At 32.4% G+C, this 24,891-nt stretch carries 20 protein-coding genes; 1 reads left to right on the plus strand and 19 read right to left on the minus strand.

Annotated features, from left to right (window positions below):
- Nucleotides 1–7: 7 nt before the first annotated feature.
- From pulA to KSU54_RS08395, 18 genes are all read right to left on the minus strand, one after another.
- Complete coding sequence (gene pulA, locus KSU54_RS08310; protein WP_003536258.1) at nucleotides 8–2,092, minus strand: type I pullulanase; 2,085 nt, start codon at nucleotides 2,090–2,092, stop codon at nucleotides 8–10.
- A 167-nt stretch (nucleotides 2,093–2,259) separates the two neighbouring features.
- Nucleotides 2,260–4,656 carry a glycogen/starch/alpha-glucan phosphorylase gene (locus KSU54_RS08315; protein WP_003536257.1) on the minus strand — a complete coding sequence of 799 codons (2,397 nt, stop codon included), beginning with the start codon at nucleotides 4,654–4,656 and terminating at the stop codon, nucleotides 2,260–2,262.
- 24 nt (nucleotides 4,657–4,680) lie between these two features.
- Entirely contained in the window at nucleotides 4,681–6,543 is a 1,863-nt protein-coding gene (gene glgB, locus KSU54_RS08320; protein ID WP_003536253.1) for a 1,4-alpha-glucan branching protein GlgB, read from the minus strand.
- 208 nt (nucleotides 6,544–6,751) lie between these two features.
- Nucleotides 6,752–7,756 (minus strand): LacI family DNA-binding transcriptional regulator, encoded by a 1,005-nt coding sequence (locus KSU54_RS08325; RefSeq protein ID WP_040434197.1) that lies wholly within the window; start codon nucleotides 7,754–7,756, stop codon nucleotides 6,752–6,754.
- 171 nt (nucleotides 7,757–7,927) lie between these two features.
- The gene (locus KSU54_RS08330; protein ID WP_003536251.1) at nucleotides 7,928–9,682 is read right to left on the minus strand and encodes a glycoside hydrolase family 35 protein; all 1,755 of its coding nucleotides are present in this window, start codon (nucleotides 9,680–9,682) and stop codon (nucleotides 7,928–7,930) included.
- Nucleotides 9,683–9,701: 19 nt separating this feature from the next.
- Nucleotides 9,702–11,063 carry a PTS sugar transporter subunit IIC gene (locus tag KSU54_RS08335; protein ID WP_008791349.1) on the minus strand — a complete coding sequence of 454 codons (1,362 nt, stop codon included), beginning with the start codon at nucleotides 11,061–11,063 and terminating at the stop codon, nucleotides 9,702–9,704.
- A gap of 310 nt (nucleotides 11,064–11,373) precedes the next feature.
- Nucleotides 11,374–13,068 carry a phospho-sugar mutase gene (locus tag KSU54_RS08340; RefSeq protein WP_003536249.1) on the minus strand — a complete coding sequence of 565 codons (1,695 nt, stop codon included), beginning with the start codon at nucleotides 13,066–13,068 and terminating at the stop codon, nucleotides 11,374–11,376.
- A 77-nt stretch (nucleotides 13,069–13,145) separates the two neighbouring features.
- Nucleotides 13,146–13,643, minus strand: coding sequence for a cob(I)yrinic acid a,c-diamide adenosyltransferase (locus tag KSU54_RS08345; RefSeq protein ID WP_003536248.1), 498 nt, complete (start codon nucleotides 13,641–13,643; stop codon nucleotides 13,146–13,148).
- Nucleotides 13,644–13,645: 2 nt separating this feature from the next.
- Nucleotides 13,646–14,125: a Cys-tRNA(Pro) deacylase gene (gene ybaK / locus KSU54_RS08350; protein ID WP_003536247.1), complete on the minus strand. Its 480-nt coding sequence runs from the start codon at nucleotides 14,123–14,125 to the stop codon at nucleotides 13,646–13,648.
- Nucleotides 14,126–14,208: 83 nt separating this feature from the next.
- Entirely contained in the window at nucleotides 14,209–14,478 is a 270-nt protein-coding gene (locus tag KSU54_RS08355; protein ID WP_003536246.1) for a phosphocarrier protein HPr, read from the minus strand.
- A 136-nt stretch (nucleotides 14,479–14,614) separates the two neighbouring features.
- Nucleotides 14,615–15,706 carry a phosphotransferase enzyme family protein gene (locus KSU54_RS08360; RefSeq protein ID WP_009009176.1) on the minus strand — a complete coding sequence of 364 codons (1,092 nt, stop codon included), beginning with the start codon at nucleotides 15,704–15,706 and terminating at the stop codon, nucleotides 14,615–14,617.
- A 6-nt stretch (nucleotides 15,707–15,712) separates the two neighbouring features.
- A complete protein-coding gene (locus tag KSU54_RS08365) occupies nucleotides 15,713–16,636 on the minus strand; it encodes a nucleotidyltransferase family protein (protein WP_003536242.1) in 924 nt (307 codons plus the stop codon).
- Between the two features lie 50 nt (nucleotides 16,637–16,686).
- On the minus strand, nucleotides 16,687–18,840 hold the full coding sequence (gene gnpA / locus KSU54_RS08370; protein ID WP_003536240.1) for a 1,3-beta-galactosyl-N-acetylhexosamine phosphorylase: 2,154 nt from the start codon (nucleotides 18,838–18,840) through the stop codon (nucleotides 16,687–16,689).
- A 2-nt stretch (nucleotides 18,841–18,842) separates the two neighbouring features.
- Nucleotides 18,843–19,961: an ABC transporter ATP-binding protein gene (locus KSU54_RS08375; RefSeq protein WP_003536238.1), complete on the minus strand. Its 1,119-nt coding sequence runs from the start codon at nucleotides 19,959–19,961 to the stop codon at nucleotides 18,843–18,845.
- A 12-nt stretch (nucleotides 19,962–19,973) separates the two neighbouring features.
- Nucleotides 19,974–20,141 carry a DUF6903 family protein gene (locus KSU54_RS08380; protein ID WP_003536236.1) on the minus strand — a complete coding sequence of 56 codons (168 nt, stop codon included), beginning with the start codon at nucleotides 20,139–20,141 and terminating at the stop codon, nucleotides 19,974–19,976.
- A gap of 11 nt (nucleotides 20,142–20,152) precedes the next feature.
- A complete protein-coding gene (locus KSU54_RS08385) occupies nucleotides 20,153–21,028 on the minus strand; it encodes a carbohydrate ABC transporter permease (protein ID WP_003536234.1) in 876 nt (291 codons plus the stop codon).
- Between the two features lie 14 nt (nucleotides 21,029–21,042).
- On the minus strand, nucleotides 21,043–21,939 hold the full coding sequence (locus tag KSU54_RS08390; RefSeq protein ID WP_003536232.1) for a carbohydrate ABC transporter permease: 897 nt from the start codon (nucleotides 21,937–21,939) through the stop codon (nucleotides 21,043–21,045).
- A gap of 61 nt (nucleotides 21,940–22,000) precedes the next feature.
- Nucleotides 22,001–23,350: a carbohydrate ABC transporter substrate-binding protein gene (locus tag KSU54_RS08395; protein ID WP_003536229.1), complete on the minus strand. Its 1,350-nt coding sequence runs from the start codon at nucleotides 23,348–23,350 to the stop codon at nucleotides 22,001–22,003.
- A gap of 183 nt (nucleotides 23,351–23,533) precedes the next feature.
- On the opposite strand from KSU54_RS08395, the gene KSU54_RS08400 reads away from it, so the two are divergent.
- Nucleotides 23,534–24,376, plus strand: a complete 843-nt coding sequence (locus tag KSU54_RS08400) for an AraC family transcriptional regulator (protein ID WP_003536228.1) — start codon at nucleotides 23,534–23,536, stop codon at nucleotides 24,374–24,376.
- Nucleotides 24,377–24,413: 37 nt separating this feature from the next.
- On the opposite strand, the gene KSU54_RS08405 is transcribed toward KSU54_RS08400, so the two are convergent.
- Nucleotides 24,414–24,548: an IS3 family transposase gene (locus tag KSU54_RS08405; RefSeq protein ID WP_081446370.1), complete on the minus strand. Its 135-nt coding sequence runs from the start codon at nucleotides 24,546–24,548 to the stop codon at nucleotides 24,414–24,416.
- Nucleotides 24,549–24,891 lie beyond the last annotated feature (343 nt).

Genomic DNA, 24,891 nt, shown 5'->3' on the forward strand with positions numbered 1-24,891 from the left:
AATTCTCCTATCTTGCTAGAACAACAATCGTTCTAGCTCCTATTTGCTGATCAGTAATTTCACCATAAAGGTGCTGATAAGCAGTTTCTTCATAATCAAATGTAAAACTTGATGGGTTAATGTAAATAACAAATTCACGATATTCACCTTCATCTTGTTTTAGAGTATATTTTAACATTTTAAAGTCAATATTTTCAACCATAACATTTGCTTCAATCTCTTTTCTAGTTGCATAGCGAAAACACTTATTATCTTTACGTAATTGAATAATTTTTCTTATCTCATTAATATCATCTTTATAAATATCTCGAAAATCCCAATTAATACAGTTAATATTATCAGGTGAATTATAAGTATTCCCAATCCCGCCTTTAGTTCGATAAAATTCTTGTCCCGCATGGATAAAGGGAATTCCCTGCGACAATAACACCATGATCGTAAGATTCTTTTGTCGAGTTATTATCCCATCTAAACCTTCTTCAACATTAGAAATATACAATTTATCAAAAACCGTCGCATTATCATGACATTCAACATAATTAATTGATTGGTCCGGACTTGTATAACGATTAGTCGCTGTAATTACATTTCTTGCCTTTTCTGTTTCGTAAAGATTTCCCGTAATAAAACCTTTATTAACTAAAACATTATCACTGCTTCCACCTTTAATAACCTCACGATATTCATCATTAAAAAAACTAATTTTCGGCATTTTTGCATGATTATCCTGCATCGCCTTTTGCTCATCTGGTAAATTAGTCGGCATATTCCAACCCTCCCCATAAACCATAAATGAAGCATCGTAAGCAGAACAAATTTGATAGACACGATTAATCGTTTCAATATCAATAATTCCCATTAAATCAAAACGATACCCGTCAACACCATAAAAACTTTGCCAGCGTCTCGACATATCTATAATATACTTACGCACCATATGTTCACCACTATCCAAATCATTACCACACCATGAACCATTTGATAAACTCCCATCTGGATTTTTTCTAAAATAGTAGCCAGGTACGATTCGTTCAAAAGCACTCGCATTAACATCATACATATGGTTATAGACAACATCCATCACTACCCGAATTCCTTTCGCATGCAGATCTGCTATCATCTGTTTACACTCAACGATCCTGCTGTAACCATCATTAGGATCTGTACAATAACTTCCTTCAGGAACATTATACTGAGCTGGATCATATCCCCAATTATATAGTACTTCCTGGTGATTTTCATCGACAGTCGCAAAATCATAGATTGGCAATAATTGTATATGTGTTATTCCTAATTCCACTAAATAATCTAACCCTGCACTATTACCATGTTTAGTCAATAACCCAGTTTCTCTAATTCCAGCGAATTTTCCTTTGTACTTACTTAAACTGTTTTCATACATCGTAAAATCACGGACACTAGCTTCATAAATAATCGCATCTGTCTTATTTTTTAATGGCTTTAAACATTCCCGATTCAGGTCGATCTTAATCTTATTTAAATCAACAATATAACTACTTTTACCATTTGATGAAGATCCATAAGCATATGGATCCAATGCCTTAATATAACTATCATGATGTCGTACTAGATAAACATACTCACAGTTATCAAAATTTCCCGCAACATATGAACAAAAAACACCGTTACCAATTCTTTTCATTTCATAACTATATGTAGTATGGTCTTTAGTAATTGCAACTTTAACAGCTAACGCTGTTGGAGCCCATACTTTAAAAATCGTATAATCTTCATGATATGAATTTCCTAAATCATTACCATCATAATAGTTATTTTTTAAAAACTCAGCATCATAGATCAGTTGAGTATATTGGAGGGTTTCCGCTAAACCATATGCATCTACAATTTGATAAACATGACAAAAATCTATTTCGACATTATCGAAATAGTAATGAACGTATTCTTCTTCTACAAATTTAGCGGATATTTCTATTTCTATCAAAGTATTATTATTTAAATCTCTCAAATAAAAACGAGGACAATTTCCTTCGTAATATCTTCTAATCAATTGTACTTCGATTTTATTTACAGATACCATCTTTGCAATCATTCTAATGGCACTTTTTTCCATGATTTTCACCCTTTCATCTCGTGTTCATTATATCCTATCACTTCTCAGATAGCAATGATATAAAATGTAGATAATCAGCATTTTTTTAGACTATATACAGATAATTTGGGTTTTATCAATAACTTATATACCAATTTTAATCAAAAGAAAAAGGGATTTTCAATCCCTTAAAATTTTACTTTATCTAAATGCCAAATATCGTCAACATATTGTTGAATAGTTCGATCTGATGAGAAGAACCCACTCTTTGCAATATTTGTTAGACATACTTTTGCCCATCTTGAACGATCTTTATATAGATCACGCACAGAACTTTGAGCTTGGCAATATGCTTCATAATCAGCCAAAACAAAATATTCATCATTTTTATTCATTAACTCTTCAAAAATAACCCGGAATTCTTCACGATTCTCATGGAATGTACCATCCATCAAGCTATCGATAATTCTCTTTAATCTTGGATTATTATTATAATAATCCCATGCCTTATAAGCACCACTCATTTGTAATTCTTTAACTTCATGATCTTTCATTCCAAAGATTACACAGTTTTCTTCACCAACTAATTCTGCAATTTCAACATTTGCTCCATCCAAAGTCCCTAATGTAATCGCACCATTCATCATAAATTTCATATTTCCCGTACCACTAGCCTCTTTACCAGCAGTTGAGATTTGTTCCGATACATCAGCCGCTGGCATGATTTTTTCAGCTAAAGTAACTCCGTAATTTTCTAAAAAGACTACTTTTAAGTATTTATTAGTTTCCGAATCATTATTTACAACATCGCCAACACTATTAATTAACTTAATAACTTTTTTAGCAAAATAATATCCACTTGCAGCTTTTGCCCCAAAAATAAATGTTCTCGGTTCAATTCTAAAATCAGGATTTTCTTTCATTCTTAAATACAGATCAATAACATGAAGAATATTTAATAATTGACGTTTATAAGCATGAAGACGTTTTACTTGAATATCAAAGATACTGTCAACATCAACAGTAATTCCGTTATGTTCTTTAATATAGTCAGCTAAAATTTGTTTTCTTTCTTTTTTCACCGCCAAGAAACGATCTTGAAGGGTAAGATCATCTAAATGCCCCATTAGATCTTCTAATCTTTCCGGATGCTTGATCCATTCATCTCCGATATATTCACTAATTAATGATGATAGTTCTGGATTGCAATATGCTAACCAGCGACGATGTGTAATCCCATTAGTCTTATTATTAAATTTTGATGGATATAATTGTGCAAAATCTTTTAATTCACGTTCCGCTAGAATATCAGAATGTAATTTTGCCACCCCATTGACACTAAAACTTCCAACAATTGCAAGTCGCGCCATGTAGACTGTACCATCGCGTAAAATCATTACTCGATTCAATAACTCTTCATCACGGTCACTTGCCATTTTAACATACCCAATAAAACGTCGATGAATTTCTTCAATAATTTCATAAACTCTTGGCAATAATGACTGCATTAAACTGATTGGCCATGTTTCAAGCGCTTCAGCTAAAATCGTATGATTTGTATAAGCAAACGTCTGTGTCGTAATATCCCATGCTTCTTCCCATTCATATCCTTGTTCGTCAATCAAAATACGCATTAATTCAGGAATTGCTAAAACAGGATGTGTATCATTTAATTGGATAACATTTTTTTGATGGAAATTATTCAAATTTGGATATTGTCTTAAATGCGCCCTTACAATAGAATTTAATCCTGCACAAGTAAAGAAATATTCTTGTTTCAAACGCAACATTTTTCCCGCAGGAGTTGAGTCATCAGGGTATAACATTTGACAAATATCTCTAACATTTTGGATATATTGCCTAAAATCTTGATTTGCAGGAATATTATCACTTGCTTCAGCACTCCACAAACGAAGCGTATTAGTATTTGTAGTATCATTACCGACAATAGGGACATCATAAGGAACTGCGTACACTTCCTCAGCATCAACATGTTCATATTTCCCTGTCGTTTCATTAAAAATAATTTTACCAAAGAACTTTACTGGTACTCGATGTTTCGGCTTTCTCACTTCCCAGTTAAATCCTGTTTGCATCCATTGATCTGGTAATTCGATTTGATAACCATTTTCAATTTTTTGTTTAAATAATCCATATTCATAACGAATCGTATGCCCATGCCCCGGATATGCTAGTGAAGCCAATGAATCCATAAAGCAAGCTGCTAGTCTTCCAAGACCACCGTTTCCTAGACCAGCATCTGTTTCAAGCTCCTCTAAATCATGAATATTGATTCCATATTCTTCAAGACCATCTTTAGCAATCTGATATATTCCTAAGTTCATCATATTATTTACTAATAATCGTCCCATTAGAAATTCCATTGAGAAATAATGCATTTGTTTTTGATAGTTATTACGAATAATCGCTTTACTAGTTGCCCAGTTTACTGAAGCATAGTCACGAACCATTGTTTCCAAAACTAAGAAGCGTTCAGTAATATGTGCTTCTTCTACAGTTCGTCCATAAGATTCTATAATTCTTCTTGAAAATTCAAATTTAAATTCTTCTTTATTCTTAAACATTTTATCTCCTCTTATACCAGTTCATTATTTAGAGCCTTTATATTCGAAAATCATGCTGCCAAATGGCGCAATATTTACTGGTATGTAATATTCCTTATTTAAAGTTTGACCCTCTTTAGCTTTTATAGCCCGTTTATTAACGAAATTGCTTCCAGTATAGATATCAGTATCACTATTTAAAATTTCTTTATAACTTCCTGGCTGATTTACTGGAACCATATATCCCTCATGTTTGTTTCCTGTAAAATTCATAACAGCAATTAAAGAACTTCCATCCGTTCCTTTTCTTTCAATTGCAAATACACTTTGTGCTCGATCATCAACAACTAACCATTCAAAACCATCCATTCCATAATCCTGTTCATACATACATGGATATGTTTTATAAACTTCATTTAATCTAATCATAAATTTATGAAAGGAATCATGAATAGGATACTTAAGAATATTCCATCCTAAAGCTACCTTTTCATCCCACTCTTTATATTCACCCAATTCATTTCCCATGAAATTTAATTTCTTTCCAGGATGAATCATCATATAAGTATAAAGTGTTTTTAATTGGGCAAATTTTTGTTCATTATTACCCCAAATTTTATCAATGATAGTTCCCTTACTATGAACTACTTCATCATGAGAAAATGGTAAAATGAAATTTTCACTATAAAAATAAGCCATCGAGAACGTTAGTAAATTATGATCACCTTGACGGTAAACTGGATCTAGTTTCATATATTTTAAAGTATCATTCATCCATCCCAAATCCCATTTATAATCAAATCCAAGGCCACCAATATCTGGTGCTTTTGTAACGCCATTAAAATCACTTGAATCTTCAGCAATCAACATCACACCAGGATAATAACCCTTCATATGATTATTCATACGTTTCATGAATTCTAACGCACCATCATTAACTCCAGCTTCTTTATTGCCTTTCCAATAGATCAAGTTACTTACCGCATCAAAACGTATCCCATCAATGTGGAAATATTCAGCTAAAAAGCCAACACTACTCATTAAAAAGCTTCTAACTTCTTCACGCCCAACATCAAAATAAACACTGTCCCATTCAGTATAACGACGATTAATATCTGGATAATCATATACAAATCCACCATCAAACTTATAAAGACCATGTCCATCTTTTACATAATGTGCAGGAACAAAATCCATAATGACACCTATTCCCGCCTTATGACAAGCATTGATAAATTTCATTAAACCTTTCGGTTCACCATAACGACTAGTTATACTAAAATACCCAGTTGCTTGATACCCCCACGAACCATCAAACGGAAATTCTGTCAGTGGCATTAATTCCAAATGAGTATAGTTATTTTCAACTAAATATGGAATTAGAAGCTCTATCATCTCTTCATAAGAGTAGAATTCACCGTCTTCTTCTGCCGTAAAATCCTTTTTCATTTTCCAAGAACCAATATTTACTTCATAAATATTCATTGGTTTATCAAAATTCTTTGTTCGGCTATTAAGCCATTTTTTATCAGCCCAACGAAACCGTTCAATATTGTAAACCCTTGACGCTGTTCCTGGTCGTAACTCACTATAAAACGCATATGGATCAGCACGATCTACTGTCGCAAAATTTTGTGTTTCAATCCGGTACTTATAAAGAGCAAATTCTTTTACCCCAGGAATAAATAAAGTCCAGATTCCTCCATCTGTATACCTTTCCATATAATGGTTTTGCCCATCCCAGTCATTAAAATCACCTACGACTTGTACACTTCGTGCATTAGGTGCATAGACGGTGAAGCGGACACCTTTTTTGTGGTCATTTGTTTCTAAATGAGCACCAAATACTTTATACGCTTCTAATGTATTTCCTTTGTGAAATACGTGAATTAAAAAATCATCGAGCATGTGTCACTCCCCCTTTTCTTAGATATTCCCATTATAACATAATTTATCTGGTATTTCATTAAAAAGATAGCGCTTTCATTACGCCAATAATTGATAATATAATACTAAATTCAACATTTATTTAAGTAAAATAAAAAAAGCGGCCTAATAATCAAACATTCTTGATTTTAAGACCACAGCAGCAAAAACTATCCTAATAACACTAATTTTATATAATTTTCTTACATGATTTACGTTCTAGTAACGAGCATGGCAACTGTACTCGCATCGGAAATAAAGCTTTTTTCTTTAAAATCATTTCATGTAACAGCATCGCACCAAGATTTCCCATCTCCTTTGAAGGCGCATAAACAGTCGTTAATGATGGTGTAGTAAAATTACCAGCTTCAATATTATTAAACCCAATAATAGAAACTTGTTCAGGAACTCTTATTCCCTGATCTTGTAATGCCCGCATTGCACCTATAGCAATTGGATCGTTGACAGCAAAAATAGCCGTTGGAAGTTCCTTGGTTTTAGCTAAATTATGTATCAAATTATAGCCAGCTTCACTCGTTAATTCATTTTCCAGCAGCAATTCAGTATATTTCAAGCCAAAATACTGGCAATATTTAATAAAACTACTCTTTCTAGTACTAATATGAAGTGATAATTCTTCGTACTCGCCCCGTCCTAAAAAACCAATATGTTTATGACCTAAACGGTTAAAATAATCAACCACCTGAAACATTGCGTTATCAAAATCCAAAGTTACACAACATTCAGTTACAGGGCTGATATCCATATCCAACAAAACAATATTTTCAGTGTACTCCTTTAATTCTTTTACCACTTCAAATTCAAACTTACCAATACAGATAATTCCTTGAACATTTTCCAAAACCTTATTTAAATCCATATCGTCTTTTCTAATTCTTTTAGCAATGATTCCATTTGTTTTTAAATAATTTTCAACACCTTGAATCAAAGATAAATAATATGTATCGCGCATTTCTTGTTCAAAAGAATACCACTGGATAACTGCCACTGTCAAAGCTTCATCATGATTTCCCTTACGTTTTGATTTAGGAATATAGTTTAATTGTTCAGCTGCTTTGATGACTTTTTCTTTCGTTTCTGGTAAAACAGTCAATGAATTATCATCATTTAATATTCGTGATACAGTTGCGATTGAAACATTCGCAAATTCAGCAACCTCTTTTAATGTAGCCATATTAACCCTCCTCAATCGATAAAACAGCTCTTTCATAGTATTATAAGTGAATTCTATCATAATTTCTAGATATTCTTTTAATAATCATTTCTCATTAAAATTATTAGTAAAAAAAGTTTAAATTCACTTGTCTAGAATTTAAACTTCTTTTAATCAGAATACTTCTACTGTTTATAGATATTTTGGCTGACCAATTAATTCAATCTTGTCACGATAGCAGCCTTCTGTTTCAAAAATAATAATTTGATTAATCCCTTTTTTTAAAAACGGACCTGGTATATATAGTGATAGTGTTGGTCCGGCCTCATAGAATCTGCCACAATGATGACCATTTACAAAGACCACACCCTTTCCAAAGCCTTCCAAATCAATAAAAGTTTCTTTAACTTCATCAGCTTCAAAAATATATTCATGGAAACCTGGGCCTGATTGATAACCATTTTCCCAGTTCAATAAATCAAGATGCTCAAAATTAAGACAGTAATGTTTCCATTTTTTGGTAAAATGGATATCTAAAATTACCCCATTACGGATTCCTTTTTGTTGCGTCTCAGCTTGTAACTTAGAACCATAATTGACCCGACCCATATTTTCCATTAATATCTTTAAATCATGAGTATCATTGCTATGTGTCGGTAAATTAATCTCATCACCAATTTCTTCTTGATATTGAGTAGCAATCTCTTGATCATCCAGATATATTTTTGCTCGATCACGTCCATCAATAATTCGCATCCGTAAATCATCAGTATAACTTTTAAAAGTATGTTGATAGACCACGTAACCATAATAATGATCTAACTCTTCCATCGTTAAAGGCCAATCAGACTGATGACAGGCAGCAATACAATCAAGCGTACTAAATAAAGAGACACTTCGATTTTTTATTATTTGACCATAATTTTTAGTTTGACGCCGCTCTGGTAAACGCTCTTTTTTTCCAGTGATTACTTCTCTCAATAAATGGTATTTCTCTGTTTTAGCACCATACTCAGTTAGAATCGCATCATAATCATATGAAGTTATTTGGGGCAAATCATGTTCTTTTCGAGCCGAACAGCCATTCATCCATCCAAAATTTGTCCCGCCTTGAAACATATAAAAATTGACACTGCCCAACGACAACATTTCTTGCGCTGAATTTACAAATTCTTGGGGATCTCTTTTAATTATTTCTTGATTCCAGCGATTAAACCAGCCATCCCAAAATTCCATACACATTAACGGTGCCGTAATTTGATAGGATTCCATGAATTTTTTTAACACCGTAATATTTTCTTTTGCTTGTGATCCAAAGTTTCCTGTAGGAAAAACTTTTTTTTCCAATAAAGAACCCGCATTTAAGGCTTCATGCCATGTTCCATCAGCTGTAAAGAGAGGTACTTCAATTCCATATTTTCTCATCATCTGATACACAGCCAATAAATATTCTTTATCTTCACCGTATGAACCATATTCATTTTCTAATTGAGCCAATATTATCGGCCCATTTTGAGTAATTTGATACTTACTTAATTTAGGTAATAAAATTGAAAAATATTGATCCAGACATTTAAGATATTGTTTATCATTAGTTCGTAAACGAATACGAGGATATTTTAACAACCATGCTGGTAAACCACCCATTTCCCATTCAGCGCATATATAAGGTGAAGCTCGTAATATAACAAATAATTCCAATTCCTCAGCTAGTTTCAAAAATGTTTCAATGTCTTTAATACCCGAAAAATCATATTTTCCTTGATATGGTTCATGTAGATTCCATGGTACATATGTTTCAACAGTATTGCATCCCATTGCTTTTAAATCCAAGAGTGTGTCGCGCCAATACTCAGGTACAATTCGAAAATAATGCACTGCTCCAGAAATAATCTTAACTTTATTTCCATTGATGAAAAACTCTTTATTTACTTCAATACTACCCAATATTATTTACCTCTTCCACTTATTTTTCTTCAAATTTAGGATTGTTTGCCAACTTAACAAACGGTAAATAAATAATTACAGCTAAAGCCAGATTTACAAGTGATAAAATAATTGCTCGCCAATCAAAACCAGTTGCAAAGAATCCATAAAGAACCGGCGGCATGACCCAAGTAACATTTTGTGTAACTGGTGCAACTAATCCTAATGCTGTTGCCCCATAAGCAACTGCTGACAATACAATTGGTGCCAACAGGAAAGGAATGAACATTAACGGATTCAAGACAGTTGGCAGCCCATACATAACAGGTTCACCAATATTAAACATTACTGGAGCTATACCTAATTTAGCTACTTCACGATAATGTTTATTTTTAGATTGCCAAAAAATTGCAATTAACAGGCCTAATGTTGCATACCAGACAAAGGCACCATATGATACACTCGTCCATAAATATGGTATTTCTGTTCCTTTTTGGAAAGCTTCAAGATTCGCCAATAATGCAACACCAAAAACACCTTCCATAATCGGTGCCATAACATTCCCACCGTGGATTCCAAAAAACCAAAATAATTGAGTTAAAAAAGCTACTAAAATAATAGAAAGCGGATTTTGAGAGAAGCCCAACAATGGTGTCTGTAAAATATCATAGATCCAATCAATAATTAATTGACCTGTCACCAAATTAAATCCATAAGTAATTGCTGCTACAGCATACATAGCAATAAAAGCCGGAATAATTGAAGTAAATGGCACCGAGATTGCCGGAGGTACAGAATCAGGTAATTTAATCGTCCAATTTTTCTTCATGAATTTACTATAAATCACTACCGCTAAAAAACCAATAACAATTGCTGTAAAATAACCACGTGAATTAATTTGGTTTCCTGGTAATAAGCCATTGATCGTTACTGATAAATTTCCATCACTAAAATTCAAGCCAGTGACCTGATTAATAATTTTCCCAATATCAGCACTAACACCCTCTAATTGAAATGTTTGAGTAATACTTGTTCCTAAAGAAATAACAAATGATGATAAAGCAACTAATCCTCCAGATAATTTATCTGTTTCGTATACTTTAGCGATATTATATCCTAAAGCAAAAATAAAGACTAAGGAAACAATTGCTAAACTCCCATTAAAAATCAAATTATTAATACTAATCAACCATTGAAATGCGTCAGTGATTCCTGTCCACCCAAATTCAGCAGGAAAATCTACAAAAAAAGCATTTAACAATAATGCGATCGATCCCGTCATAACCACAGGCATCGTTGCAATAAATGAATCACGTAATGCGACTAAATGTTTTTGTGAACCAATTTTAGTTGCAATAGGCAATAATCTTTCAGACATAATATCCATAAGTCTTTGATACATTTTCGTTCTCCTCATATATTTATTTTTAGATATTTGTTCATCGATGTTTTTATATCTATTTATATTATATAATTATAATAAAATAATGTAAATATTTTTTACTGATTATTTTACTTATTTTTTACTTAATTTTATTATATTTTAACTAAAATAATTAAATCTTATTAAAATTATACTAATAAATAAAAGCAAAACAGTAAAATAATAATTTTTTTTACTGTTTTTTACTGATTTTAAATAAAAAAGATGGAGCTAAAGAGTTTTTACTCAAATTAGAGCATAAACTCTCTAAAGTCCATCTTTTTATAATCTATTCACCAATAATACTTAATATATCTTTTTGGAAAACTTCTGTTTTTACACTCGCATCATCAGCATCATTACCTTTTATTGAAAAATAGAATTTACATTTTGGTTCTGTTCCACTAGGACGAGCCGCAATCCATGATCCATCTTCCAAATAGTATTTTAATACATTTGATTTAGGTAGATCAATAACTGTCGTAGTTTCATTTTCAATACGTTGACTACTTTGATAATCTTCTACTGCTAATACTTTATATCCTCCAATCACACTTGGAGCATCTTTTCTTAAATTATCCATAATTTCTTTAATACGTTTTGCTCCTTCAGCTCCGGCTTTGCTTAAAGCAATTTGCGATTCTTTAAACGTACCATGTTTAGCATATAATTCATTTAAAACATCAATTAGATCTTTTCCTTGATGTTTATAGAAATTACCAGCTTCTGCTGCCATTACAACCGCTTGAACTGCATCTTTATCACGAACGAAATCCTTAACTACACAACCATAAGATTCTTCATATCCGAAGATAAATTCTTTTTCTTTTGTTTTTTCATATTTACGAATCTTATCACCGATAAATTTAAATCCTGTCAATGTTTTTTCAACCTCAACACCATAAGATTTAGACACCAATTCACCTAAATCACTAGTAACGATCGTATTATACATTACTGCATTAGCTGGTAATTTACCTTGCTTTTTAAGTTCGCTTAAAATATATTCTAAATATACTGCAGCACTTTGATTTCCAGACATCAATACATATTCACCATCATGTTTAGCAACAACACCTAATCTATCACCATCAGGATCGCAAATTACAACGACATCTGCATCAACTTCTTTAGCTTTTTTAATTGCTAGATCATATGAGCAGTCAACTTCAGGATTTGGTGATTTAGTATTTGAAAAATCAGGATCTGGTGCACACTGAGCTAAAACCGGAATAACATTATAGCCTAAACGACTCAAACAATTTCTAACTGGTAGATTTGAAGTACCGTGTTGTGGTGAGAAAACAATTTTGAAATCTTTTTTATCCATACCGGGATTAATTTCAATTGCCATTACTTCTTGATAATATGCTTCATCTACTTCTTCACCGATCCATGTAATATATGGATAAGCTTCTTCATCGCTAATTACTTCTACTGCCAATTCATCTTTAACTTCATTTACATATGCAACTACTTGATCTCCCCATTCAGGAATTAATTGGCATCCAGTATCATCATATACTTTATAACCGTTGTATTCTTTAGGGTTATGACTTGCAGTGATCATAATCCCACCAGCACATTTTAAATAACGTACTGCATAAGATAATTCTGGAGTTGGTCTTAAACTTTCAAAAATATAAGATTTAATTCCATAAGTAGCTAAAACTTTCGCACTTTCAATTGCAAATTTGTAAGACATGTGGCGGTTATCATAACCAATTGCGACTCCACGTTCTTTTCCTTCTGGTAAACCTAATACATATTTAGCAAAGCCAACATTAGCCTTTCTAATTGTATAGATGTTCATTCGGTTAGTACCAGCCCCTAAAATTCCTCGCATTCCTGCAGTTCCAAACTCTAGGTTCATATAGAATGCATCCTCTTTTTCCTTTTCATTCATACTTGCTAACTCTGCTTTTAGTGATGGATCTAAATTTTCACAATTTACCCATCTTTGATATTCTTCATTGTAGTTCATGTTTTTCACCTCTTAATTTAATTATAACAAACCTGTAAAAAAATAACTACTTGTTTTATAAATGAAATTACTACAAATTAGAACTCAATTCCTTTACGCGCTTTTATTCCTTTATCATATGGATGCTTATGTTTCTTAATTTCACTCGAATAATCTAGAATCGGTTTTAATTTATGACTAGGCTGACGCCCTGTTAAAATTACCTCGTGAGTTTCTTTTAAGCTTACCAAGCAATCATACACTTTCCCTTCATTTAATAAATTTAAAGCAATTGCATCAAGAATTTCATCTAAAACAATTCCTTCATAACTTTCATCTATTTGTTCAAATAACTCATCTTCTAAACGACTCACCAATTTTATCATCTCTGGATCATGCATATCAATAAACATCTGAGGCATTTTAGCATACAACACTTTAATTCCACACTTTTTCAGCATCTTTATTTCACTGCTGTCACCGTCTTTCAAAAATTGTAGAAATAATACTTTTTTATCTGCCCCAGCCATTCTTAATGCTTGTCCTACTGCAGCAGTAGTTTTTCCTTTACCATTACCATAATAACATTGAATCATCGCTATCTCCTTATCACATCACCAACTACCGCATCTAAATATGCTAGTAACTGCTTTGCTTCTACAATCATTTGATATCCTCTTTTTCCAGCACTGAGAGCAATTTTATCACACTCATTAATTGAGCAATCAAAATAAGTATCAAATTTTTTCTTCATTCCCACTGGACTACAGCCTCCACGAATATATCCGGTCGTTGCTAATAAATCCTTCATATGAATCATTGCTACACTTTTATTATTAGATAACTTTGCCAATTTTTTTAAATCTATTTCCTCTAATACCGGTATACAGCATACTAAAAAACCACGGTTTCCTTTTAAAACCAGTGTCTTAAAAATATCTTTAGCCGGTATTTCAACTTGTGCAACAATATGTTCACCACTTAAATGATCTTCATCATATTCATATTCCTTTATTTCGTAATCAATCTTTGCTTGATCTAATAAACGTAAAGCATTAGTTTTAATTTTTTTAGCCATAAAAACCTCCTAACAACATTATTATCTTAATCCAAACATAAATTTTAAGCAAATAAAAAGAAGTCCGAGGACTTCTAATTTTCTTATTCAGCTACTTTTTGTTCTTTAATAACTTTTGCAATTGAAGCAATTACATCTTTTTCGTCATCACCTTCAGCTACGATTTCTACTGTAGCTTTAGTAGGAACACCTAAAGACATAACTCCCATGATTGATTTTAAGTTTACTTCTTTACCATTGTATACTAATTTAATATTGCTTGTAAACTTACTAGCTTGGTTAACTAAGATAGTAGCTGGTCTTGCATGTAATCCTACAGGATCAGATACTACGAAAGATAATTTTTCTGCCATTTTATGACTCCTCCTTAAAATTTCTATAAATCAATTATAACACCTAACCCCTTGGTTTTAAAGAACTTTTTACATAAAATTTAGCGCTTACAAATTATTCCCATATATTGCTAAAAATTTACCTTCTTTAATATAATCACATATATTTTTCAACGATTTTATTCATCATTTCCCATTTTGATTCCATATCTTTAACAAGCTTAAATTGAGTTCTACAACGATCAAGATTATGATTCTTGCGATGAATTTTGAAATAAATATCACCCTCCAAATAATCAGTTAAAAAACGCATTCCACATTCAAATGTCATAACCTTAGCCCCAATCGGTAATGCTTTGATTTCCTCTTTCGTTAATTTACCATCACAACCTTTGATAAAACCTTTAGCATAAATTTCAAACAACGCCATATCACATTCGATTTTATCTAAATCAATTTCATCTTCTGCCCCTGTACTGGCTCCAAATCGAATCGAATCACCAAAGTCATTGACTGCTAAACCCGGCATAACAGTATCTAAATCAATCACACAAATACCTTTATGAGTTTTATCATCAATCATAACATTATTTAACTTCGTATCATTATGAGTGACCCGTATTGGCAAATTACAATTTGTTAATACATTTGCCACATCTTCACGAGCTAAAACAAATTCAATCTCTGCTTGAACATCTTTAGCACGATTACAAATATCATTGGCAACTACTTCTTTAAAACGTTCAAAGCGAGCTTTAGTATCATGAAAACCTTTGATTGTCTCATGAAGTGTTGCTGCCGGATAATCAGCCAAAAGGCTCTGGAAGTGTCCAAAAGCTAATGCACTTTGATAAAAATCTTCAGCACTCTCAACTTGATCATAACTAGTTGCACAAGTAATAAATTTATATGCTCGCCAATATCCACCAGCTGAATCTACATAATATGGTTTATGATCCAAAGTATAAATAATATTGAGTGTTTCTCTTTCGGGATCACCCTCACTAGCAATAATTTTATCTCGTAAAAATCTTGTTACGTTAGCAATATTTTCCATCAATTCAATCGGTTTAGTAAAAACCGCAGTATTCATTCGTTGCAAAATGATATCAATCATTCCCATTCTTTCAATATCAAAAGTCAATAAAAATGTATCATTGATATGTCCGCTTCCATAAGGCTTTTTTTTCTTCAACACACCTTCAAATGAAAATGCTTCAACTACTTCGTTTAATAACTCTTCACTCACGATTGATCACTCCTTCCAAAGATGCTTAGGATAAACACCTGCATCTTTTAATTCTTTAATCGCCATTTGAATTATTGGTTTATCCTCACGATAAGTGACACCGTACCAGCGTTCTTGAGACTCTAGAACCGTAACTTCTACCTTATTTTGATCAAGTAATTTACTTACAACTGCAGGAATAAAATACTCACACTTTAACGGATTTTCTTTTAAACCGATTTCAAAAAAACTATTTATTCCTTTTTCTATCTCTAATAAGATACTCTTATTATATCCCCAAAGATTCATTGAAACAATTGTTCCTTTAGGCAGTTCAACCCAACTTTGACCATCATCCTCAGTATACTTTGCACCTGCACCATTTCGAACAATTTGTGTTCTTTCATGAATATCAACCAGCAGTTGTTTATCATTTACCTGACAAACACCCCGAGCCACATGACCATTTTCAGTTAATGTATTTTCAATATAATAACCTACCATTGCATAATTATATTTTACCCCATCGGGATGATTTAATAGAAAATCATAGATTTGTTTATACGCTGTAACTCCATAATAATCATCAGCATTAATCACTGCAAATGGCCCATCTATTAAATCTTTACAACTCCAAATCGCATGAGCAGTTCCCCATGGTTTCACACGACCAGCTGGTAATGAAAATTCCGCTGGAATATTAGCCAAATCCTGATATACGTATTTAACATTCATGATTTGCTCCATTCTATCTCCAATAACTTCTTTAAACTCTTCTTCGTTTTCCTTTTTTATAATAAATATAACAGTTTCAAAACCTGCTCGTCGAGCATCATAAATCGAAAAATCAATAATTATATGACCATCCTCATCAATTGGATCAATCTGCTTTAATCCGCCATAACGACTCCCCATACCTGCTGCCATAATTACTAATACTGGTTTATTCATTTTTATCCTCCTTTTAAAAGACCCACTTTCAAAGAAAATGAGTCTTTCAATTAAATATCAAGCCAACGCATTTCCATTGGTGCTAATCTTAATTTTTCTCGTAAATTTCCTTCTACATATAGATGGGTATCCAGAGCATCTAGTGAGTTATTAATAACTACGATCTTTCCTACCGCTTCAAAAGCAGCTACTTCAGCATTGACATTATCTACATAGTATTTTTTCATTTCATCTTCTTTAGCTGCCGCCCAATAGATTGCTCTTAATAATAAACGACAATTTTGCGGTGAATAAGGAAGTCCAGCTAAATAAACACTACGCCCAGCACCGTAAGTATTTGTAACTAATTGAGCAAACTCTTTATGTTGACGAATAATTTGATAGTTTTCACCATGTCCATAAATGCTAGCCATTCCTTCACCAAAATCAATTTCTCCTTCAATATCTTCAACAATAAAATGATTAGGATCAACTGTATTGTATTTATCATGACTTAATGTAAAGCCAACTTCCTTATCAACACCAAGAACATCACTTAATTGAAAGAATTTTCCCTGATATTGATAAGCGGTTGGTTCTCCAACCCCGATAAAACCGCCACCATTATCTATCCATTTTCTAATGGTTGTAAGAACCTCTTCATCAATCCAGTTTTCTGCTCCTGACCATGATGTGTAAGCCGTACCGGCATTAATAATTACTTTAATATCAGGATTAATTCCTTTTTTTATATCATCAAAATTAATAAACTCAACATCGATCGGCATCCCGCTTAAACATTCAATTATCCCTACATAAGAATAAATTTCACGATACCAGATAGCATGATGAACCTGATTATTCATCCAACGTCGAATACTTCCCCAACAGTTTAGTATTGCCACTTTAAATGGAGAGGTATAGGCTTTTGTTTCTTTTGTTAAATCATGAATTTGTCTAAATTCATCAACTACTTGGGTAATTGTATCAACAAATCCCGGCCATTCCACTGCCAATTTCAAATATCCTCCATAACCGATTCGATCTAGCGGACTTCTTAAAATAGCTCTTCTTGCTTGTAACCAGTTATCTTTTGCTTCTTTAATCGGATCACCACCCTCACAGAAAACATCAGGGAAGAAATATGGTAAAAAACGCCCTTCTGTATAACGTACGCCTTTAATATCGGAAATCATTCGCATCGTTACACCATTTCCTACAGAACCAACTACAGCATCCAAACCAATTGTTTCAAAATATTTACCATACGGTTCTGTTCCAATCCAATGATCACCCAAAAACATCATAGCCTCTTTACCATAACCATGAACAATATCAACTAATTCCTTAGCTAATTTACAAACCTCAATTTGTTGGAACTCAATAAAATCTTTAAATTGTTTTGATGGTACTCTAAATAATGAATTATGATATCCTTGATCAACAATATATTCAGCGCGCCATTTATAACCTGCCCATTTTTCAAATTGCTCTAAAATGTAAGGACTAACGCTTGCACTATATCCAAACCATTCTACAAATTTTTCTCTTTTTTGATCATCAAATGTTAAAGTAAATTGATGAAAAAAAGTGGTGAAACGAATTACATCAACATGTTTATTTTCTTCACAAAATTTCCGTAATTTATCTTTAACAAATTCCTTGGTCTTAGGTTGACGGACATCAAAGGTTAATTGATGCGGCGCATCTTTCCAATCATTTGTAATAAAATTATACATATGAACAGGATCCCAAATTAAAAATGCCAAAAAACTAACTGTATATTCATGATAAGGTATAGTCGAAATTGTTACTGCTCCAACTTCTTTATTAAATTCCCATTGATCAACTGCTACTACTTCACCAGTAGTACGATCAATTACTTCCCACCAGCGTTTAGGATCATCAATATCATTAACTTTCAGCTGCTGAGTATGAAAACCTTTCATTAACTCAATCGTTAAACTAGTATCACGAGCAGTATAACGGTCCGTTATCAAATATTCTTGTTGGATCTCGTCTGGATTAGCTTCAGCCCACTCATTATCTTTTCTTGTAGTATAATATGTTGCATATATTTTAGCATCCAAATTCATTAATTCTTGAGGCATGTCGGTCCCATCACAATCTCGAATTGCATCAGCCCCAAGTTTATTTTTTAATTCAATCGTTTGGTCAATTACATCTAAATCAGTAGGTAACGTTAATCTCCCGTATTTTTCCATGTCTACTCTCCTTCAATTATAGCTTCTTCACTGTCTATGTCAAAGAAATGCATTTTGTCCATCTTATAAGCAAATCTCCCAATTACCCCATTTGTCAGAGTTGTTCCGCCAGGGGCTTTAACAATAAACGGTTTTTCATCTTTAACCATATGGATATAACTTTCAGAACCCATAAATTCAACTACTTCTGCTTTCCCCTCAAAACAATCCTCCTGATGCTCATTAATGTAGTCATTATCAACACTGATATCTTCCGGCCTTATTCCCATTATTACCGTCTTGCCTAAATATCCTTTTTCTCTAAGCTGCTTAGCTCTAGTTGATTCAACCTTTAAACTAACATCACTCAGTTCAATAATAATAGCACCGTCCTTTTCATTAATTTTACCATTTAAAAAATTCATTTGTGGACTCCCAATAAAACCAGCAACAAATTTATTGACGGGATGATTGTATAAATATGCTGGTGATGCTACTTGTTGAATCCGACCATCTTTCATCACAACAATTCTTGTTCCCATCGTCATCGCTTCAGTTTGATCGTGAGTCACATAAATAAATGTTGTTCCTAATTGCTGATATAATTTTGAAATCTCTGTTCGCATCTGAACTCTTAATTTAGCATCTAAATTACTCAATGGCTCATCCATTAAAAATACTTTTGGTTCTCGAACGATTGCTCGCCCTAATGCTACCCGTTGTCTTTGTCCACCGGATAAAGCTTTAGGCTTACGATCTAAATATTGTTCTATATCTAAAGCTTTAGCTGCTTTACGAACCTTTTGATCAATTTCATCTTTTGGCTTTTTTGCTATTTTTAAACCAAAAGCCATGTTATCATATACACTCATATGAGGATATAATGCATATGATTGAAACACCATTGCAATATCTCGATTTTTTGGAGCCACATCATTCATCAATTTTCCATCTATATATAGCTCTCCTGCTGAAATTTCTTCTAATCCCGCAATCATTCTAAGTGTAGTACTCTTCCCACAACCAGAAGGACCAACAAAAACAATAAATTCCTTATCTGCGATTTCTAGATTAAAATCAAATACAGCTTGAACATTATTATCATATATCTTATCAATATGTTTTAAGCTTAAATTCGCCATCTTGTTTCTCCTTTACTTATAGCCTTTATTATATGTGTAAATTACTCCGATCAATCCAGCTAAGCCCACCAGTTCAGTCGCTAATCCTGTATAACCAACATTTTTTTGTCCAATAAAAATCAAAGCCATTGAAACTATAAATACAACAACCATGATAATTATTTTAGTTTTTCCATCCATAGTTTTCTCCTCTAATCTTTCAATCCACCCAAGGTCATTCCTTGTGTAAGTTTCTTTTGAACTATAATATATAGAATCAACGTTGGCAGCATAACTACTACTAATCCAGCATACATCATACCATACTCAGCCTTCCCCCGGGTTGCCTGCATCAAATTCAACAATCCTACAGGTAATGTTTTTGAAGTACTTGGTAATAATGTCAAGGCAATAATATATTCATTCCAAAATGCTAAAAAATTAAATAAAATTACAGTAATAATACTTGGTTTTGCCATGGGAATCATTACTCTAACCATTGTTTTATAATATCCACATCCATCTATTAACGCTGCTTCTTCATAAGCCTTTGGTAAAGTCTTAAAATAACCACTTAATAAATAAACGGTAAACGGAATAGCTGTCGCTGCGTATACAACAGCTAAAACAAAAATATTATTTAAAAAGAAATTTCCTCCGAGTAATTCATAAATAAAATCATCCCAATCTAATAACATTAAAAAGATAGGTACAACAATATAATTTACATTAATAAATAACCCTGCCATAAATAAGGTGTTAAAAAATCTTCTTCCCTTAAAATTATAACGCGCCAATACATACGCCGCTGGTAATGAAACGACTAATAAAATCACCAGTGCCATCGCTGTTGTTAAAATAGAATTAAGTAAATATTCTCCCATATTCGCTTGTTCAAATGCATTAACAAAGTTTTGCAAATAGATTCCTGCCGGAATAGACCAGGGATTTCCATAAAACTCAGAATTCTCTTTGATTGAAGCCATAAATACCCATGCTACCGGTACAATAATAGAAACCGCAAGAGTAATCAAAGCTACATAAATAAATATTTTATAAAGTTTATCACTGCTAAATAACTTTTTCATTTTCCTGCTCCTTTCTATAACTCTAACGTATCACGCTCTGTAGCACGATTAATAATAAAACTCAAAATAAATGAAAAAATAAAAACTACTGCGGCAATCGCCATTCCATATCCATATGATGCGTTGTTATAAGCTTGTTTATATAAATAACTTAAGACCGTTTCACTAGCTCCATCAGGTCCACCACTAGTCATAACTTTAACAAATAAAAAACTTAAGTTAATCGTCGAAATAATAAAGAAAGTTAAAGTTGTTCGGATATTATCCCAAATCAAAGGTAGTGTAATTGAAAAAAATTGTTTGATTTTCCCAGCTCCATCAAGTGCTGAAGCTTCATACAAGTGTTCGGGAATCGAACTCATCGAAGCCATGTACATAACCATATAATAACCTATAGCTTGCCATATCATTGTTCCTATGATGGCATAAATAACAATACTTTGATCTCCAAGAAACTTAACAGTTTCCCAGCTTTCTGGTTTAAATAACATTAAAACACTATTGATCATACCATTTTCTGAGGGATCATAGATTGCAGAAAAAATCGAAGAGATAACGACTACTGATAATATATTAGGAATATAAAAAATTACCCGAAAGAAATTTTGTCCTTTTATTTTTTCTCTAACTAAAATCGAAGCAAAAAGAATTGCTACAGCCATCGTAATTACAGTTACAACCGCAATAATCAAAATGGTATTTTGTAAAGCACGAATAAAATTCATATCTTGCATTAATAACACAAAATTATTAAATCCAACAAAAGTCTTATCGGCTGATAGCCCGCCCCATTTTAATGTTGACATCCAAAAGACATTAAGGGTCGGCAAAATCATGAACACTCCAAATAAGATTACCGCTGGGGCAAGGCATAAAATAATGAATCTGCGTCTTTCTTTTTTCTTATTCATTGCTGCACCTACTTTCTAAAATAGCGGTGGAATGACACCACCGCTATTATTTTATCAATTATTATTTGTCGTATTTTTTAACAGCATCAATCACAGCATTATACCATTCATCAACTGTTTTATCTCCTGTTACAACAGAATTAACTGTTCCATAAAGAATACCTTCAGCACTAGTTAGATCAACCCCTTCAATTGCATCAACAGATTTAAATCCAACCGTACAACTCTTAGCCCCATTATCATAAATTTGGTAGAATAGTGTTTTTTGATTATCAATTTCATTACCATCTTTATCTTTTACTTTTTCTGGTAAATATGATGAAGCAGTTGTAGTTGGTAAAACGCATCCAGATTCTTCAGCAAATAATTTTGCAGCTTCGTCACTGTACATAAATGTAATAAATTTTTTAGCCAAATCAGCATTTTTGGCTTTTGAAGGAATATATACTTGTTCAGAGAATGTAGAAGAATATGAATCTCCTTCTGCACTTACTTTTGGTAATGCCATAAATCCCCATTTGAAACCTTCAGCACGTGGTGCTTCAGACATTTCATCTGGCAACCAAGTACCATTTGGACAGAATAATGCTTTATTATCTAAAATTAATTGTTGATTTTTTGTGAAATTATCTTTATTAGCATTTGCAACCGTATTAGCTTCAGTATATTGTGCTAATTTTCCGACTATTTCAAATGCTTTTTTAGTTTCAGCAGATTGCCATGTTTTAGTATCATATTCCATTAACTTAGTATAAGCGTCAGCACCTACAGTTTCGTTTAATAACGCTGAGAAAAAAGCATCAAAATATCCAGTTGTTGGATAAGTGAATAAAGCAATTCCTTCTGCCTTTGCTTTTTCACCTAATTCCCACATCTCATCCCAAGTTGTTGGAACTGTCCAACCTTTTTGTTCAAATAAACCAGCATTATAGAATAAGCCGCAAGGATCATAAGTAAATGGTGCTAAATATAATTTTCCATCACCATATGGCTTAGTTGCAAATGAATTAGTAAATCCAGGGATAATTTTATCTTTAACTTTTACATCTTCACCATAAACTTTCATATCTAAAACATCACTGATTTCAGCGATTGCTTTATCAGAAATCATTGTATCTACTAAACCACCTTCAGATCCTACTGATAAATAAATCAAATCAGGTACATCTTTTCCTGAAGTAATTACCGGTCTTAAAGTTTCAGCAATATTTTTTTCTAAATTTAATTCAACTTTAACCCCTTCTTTTTTTTCAAAAGCCTTAACTACAGCTTCCCATCCTTTTGTCCCATAACCACCATTTAGTCCCGAAATTTTTAAAGTATTGGTGTCATCTGATTTCCCGCCACCACAACCAGTCAGCATCCCTGCTGCTAACGATAATACAAGGGCAGTACTTAAAATTTTCTTCATAATATTCGTTTTCCTCCTTGTTTATTATGATTAATTACAACTAAATTATATTTTAATGTAAGCGCTTTTACTAGGCGATAATTGCTTACTTTTTTATATATCTTGCTTTATTTTATTATAAAAATATAAAAATTTATATAAATTTGACGTTATATTAGTTATAATAAACTCGAGGTGAAAATTATGAGCAATGAAAGAATTGAATTTATCGAAAAGCCGGCATTAATTAATAATCAAGCTCGCTTACTATATGTTAGTAGTTCAAAATATGAAGGTGACTGGCATTCTCAGTTACACTCCCATCACTTTACTGAATTATTTTATGTAACTAAAGGATGCGGTGGCTTTAAAATCGGAGCAGACGAATTTAATGTTCAAGAAAATGATTTTGTTATTATCAACCCTAACACGATGCATACTGAAGTTTCTCGTGATCGAAATCCATTGGAATATATTGTAATTGCTATTGATGGGATTAGTTTTGAAATACCTGAGAATAGTTTAAAAGATTATATTAGCTGTAATTATGCTAATTATAAAAATGAGATTCTTTTTTACTTAAATTTAATGGTAAAAGAATCACAAGCTAAGAATGAACTATATGATGATATGTGCCAACAACTAATGCAAGTCTTACTAATAAATATTTTAAGATTAAATCGTATTAATGTATCTTTAACACAAGGTAAGACTATTCGCAAGGAAATCTTTATGATCAAGAACTACATTGATCGTAATTACCATAAAGAAATAACTTTGGATACTTTAGCTGAAAAAACTCATATGAATAAATTCTATCTTGCTCATGAATTTAAAAATGATGTCGGTGTTTCACCAATCAGCTATCTACTTCAGCGAAGAATATATGAGAGCAAATATTTACTTAGAGATACCGACCTATCAATTTCACAGATTTCAACAATTCTTGGTTTCTCCTCGCTTTCATATTTTGCTCAAGCATTTAAAAAAAGTACAAATTTTTCTCCTTTACAATATCGTAAAAACCACCAAAAATATAATAAATAAAAAAGTGCTTTTGTAGTGCCCCGAAAAGTTGGACACGTTAAATTAAAGTTAGATCTTGAAAGGATTGTTGTCTATATACAAGTGGACTCAATCCTTTTCTTTTTGTATTGATTCTCTCGTTATTATAATATTCGATATATTCACTCATTGCAGCTTTGAATTGTTCATGCAATTTTCTTTATCACTTAACCATTTTTGATAGGCTTTATGCTGTGACAATGTCATTCTTGATCTAAATGAAAGATTAATCCTTTAAGGTTTGAATAATAATTGCAAACTAAGATGTTCAGTTTTTTATTAATACATCGTCCTATACTGGCAGCTAAAGCTACTAACCGATAATTTTCTCTGTTTCCAACTCTATTTATCAGTTCCATTTTTTGTTCGATGGATAAAGTCAGCTTATATGTTCTAATTTTATTCCACTCGTTGAGTCAAAAATCCTTATGACATACACCCGATAGATCTTTTAGATATTCCCATCCTTATATTTTTAAATATATTTTAATTTAAAT

This window comes from Erysipelatoclostridium sp. MSK.23.31, from assembly GCF_019125875.1.
Taxonomy (GTDB): Bacteria; Bacillota_I; Bacilli_A; order Erysipelotrichales; family Coprobacillaceae; genus Thomasclavelia; species Thomasclavelia ramosa.

Excerpts from the sequence above, each read along its gene's own strand:
- pulA (WP_003536258.1), bottom strand. The coding sequence starts at position 2,092 with ATGGAAAAAAGTGCCATTAGAATGATTGCAAAGATGGTATCTGTAAAT.
- KSU54_RS08315 (WP_003536257.1), bottom strand. The coding sequence starts at position 4,656 with ATGTTTAAGAATAAAGAAGAATTTAAATTTGAATTTTCAAGAAGAATT.
- glgB (WP_003536253.1), bottom strand. The coding sequence starts at position 6,543 with ATGCTCGATGATTTTTTAATTCACGTATTTCACAAAGGAAATACATTA.
- KSU54_RS08325 (WP_040434197.1), bottom strand. The coding sequence starts at position 7,756 with ATGGCTACATTAAAAGAGGTTGCTGAATTTGCGAATGTTTCAATCGCA.
- KSU54_RS08335 (WP_008791349.1), bottom strand. The coding sequence starts at position 11,063 with ATGTATCAAAGACTTATGGATATTATGTCTGAAAGATTATTGCCTATT.
- KSU54_RS08340 (WP_003536249.1), bottom strand. The coding sequence starts at position 13,068 with ATGAACTACAATGAAGAATATCAAAGATGGGTAAATTGTGAAAATTTA.
- KSU54_RS08345 (WP_003536248.1), bottom strand. The coding sequence starts at position 13,643 with ATGATTCAATGTTATTATGGTAATGGTAAAGGAAAAACTACTGCTGCA.
- ybaK (WP_003536247.1), bottom strand. The coding sequence starts at position 14,125 with ATGGCTAAAAAAATTAAAACTAATGCTTTACGTTTATTAGATCAAGCA.
- KSU54_RS08355 (WP_003536246.1), bottom strand. The coding sequence starts at position 14,478 with ATGGCAGAAAAATTATCTTTCGTAGTATCTGATCCTGTAGGATTACAT.
- KSU54_RS08365 (WP_003536242.1), bottom strand. The coding sequence starts at position 16,636 with ATGAATAAACCAGTATTAGTAATTATGGCAGCAGGTATGGGGAGTCGT.
- gnpA (WP_003536240.1), bottom strand. The coding sequence starts at position 18,840 with ATGGAAAAATACGGGAGATTAACGTTACCTACTGATTTAGATGTAATT.
- KSU54_RS08375 (WP_003536238.1), bottom strand. The coding sequence starts at position 19,961 with ATGGCGAATTTAAGCTTAAAACATATTGATAAGATATATGATAATAAT.
- KSU54_RS08380 (WP_003536236.1), bottom strand. The coding sequence starts at position 20,141 with ATGGATGGAAAAACTAAAATAATTATCATGGTTGTTGTATTTATAGTT.
- KSU54_RS08385 (WP_003536234.1), bottom strand. The coding sequence starts at position 21,028 with ATGAAAAAGTTATTTAGCAGTGATAAACTTTATAAAATATTTATTTAT.
- KSU54_RS08390 (WP_003536232.1), bottom strand. The coding sequence starts at position 21,939 with ATGAATAAGAAAAAAGAAAGACGCAGATTCATTATTTTATGCCTTGCC.
- KSU54_RS08395 (WP_003536229.1), bottom strand. The coding sequence starts at position 23,350 with ATGAAGAAAATTTTAAGTACTGCCCTTGTATTATCGTTAGCAGCAGGG.
- KSU54_RS08400 (WP_003536228.1), top strand. The coding sequence starts at position 23,534 with ATGAGCAATGAAAGAATTGAATTTATCGAAAAGCCGGCATTAATTAAT.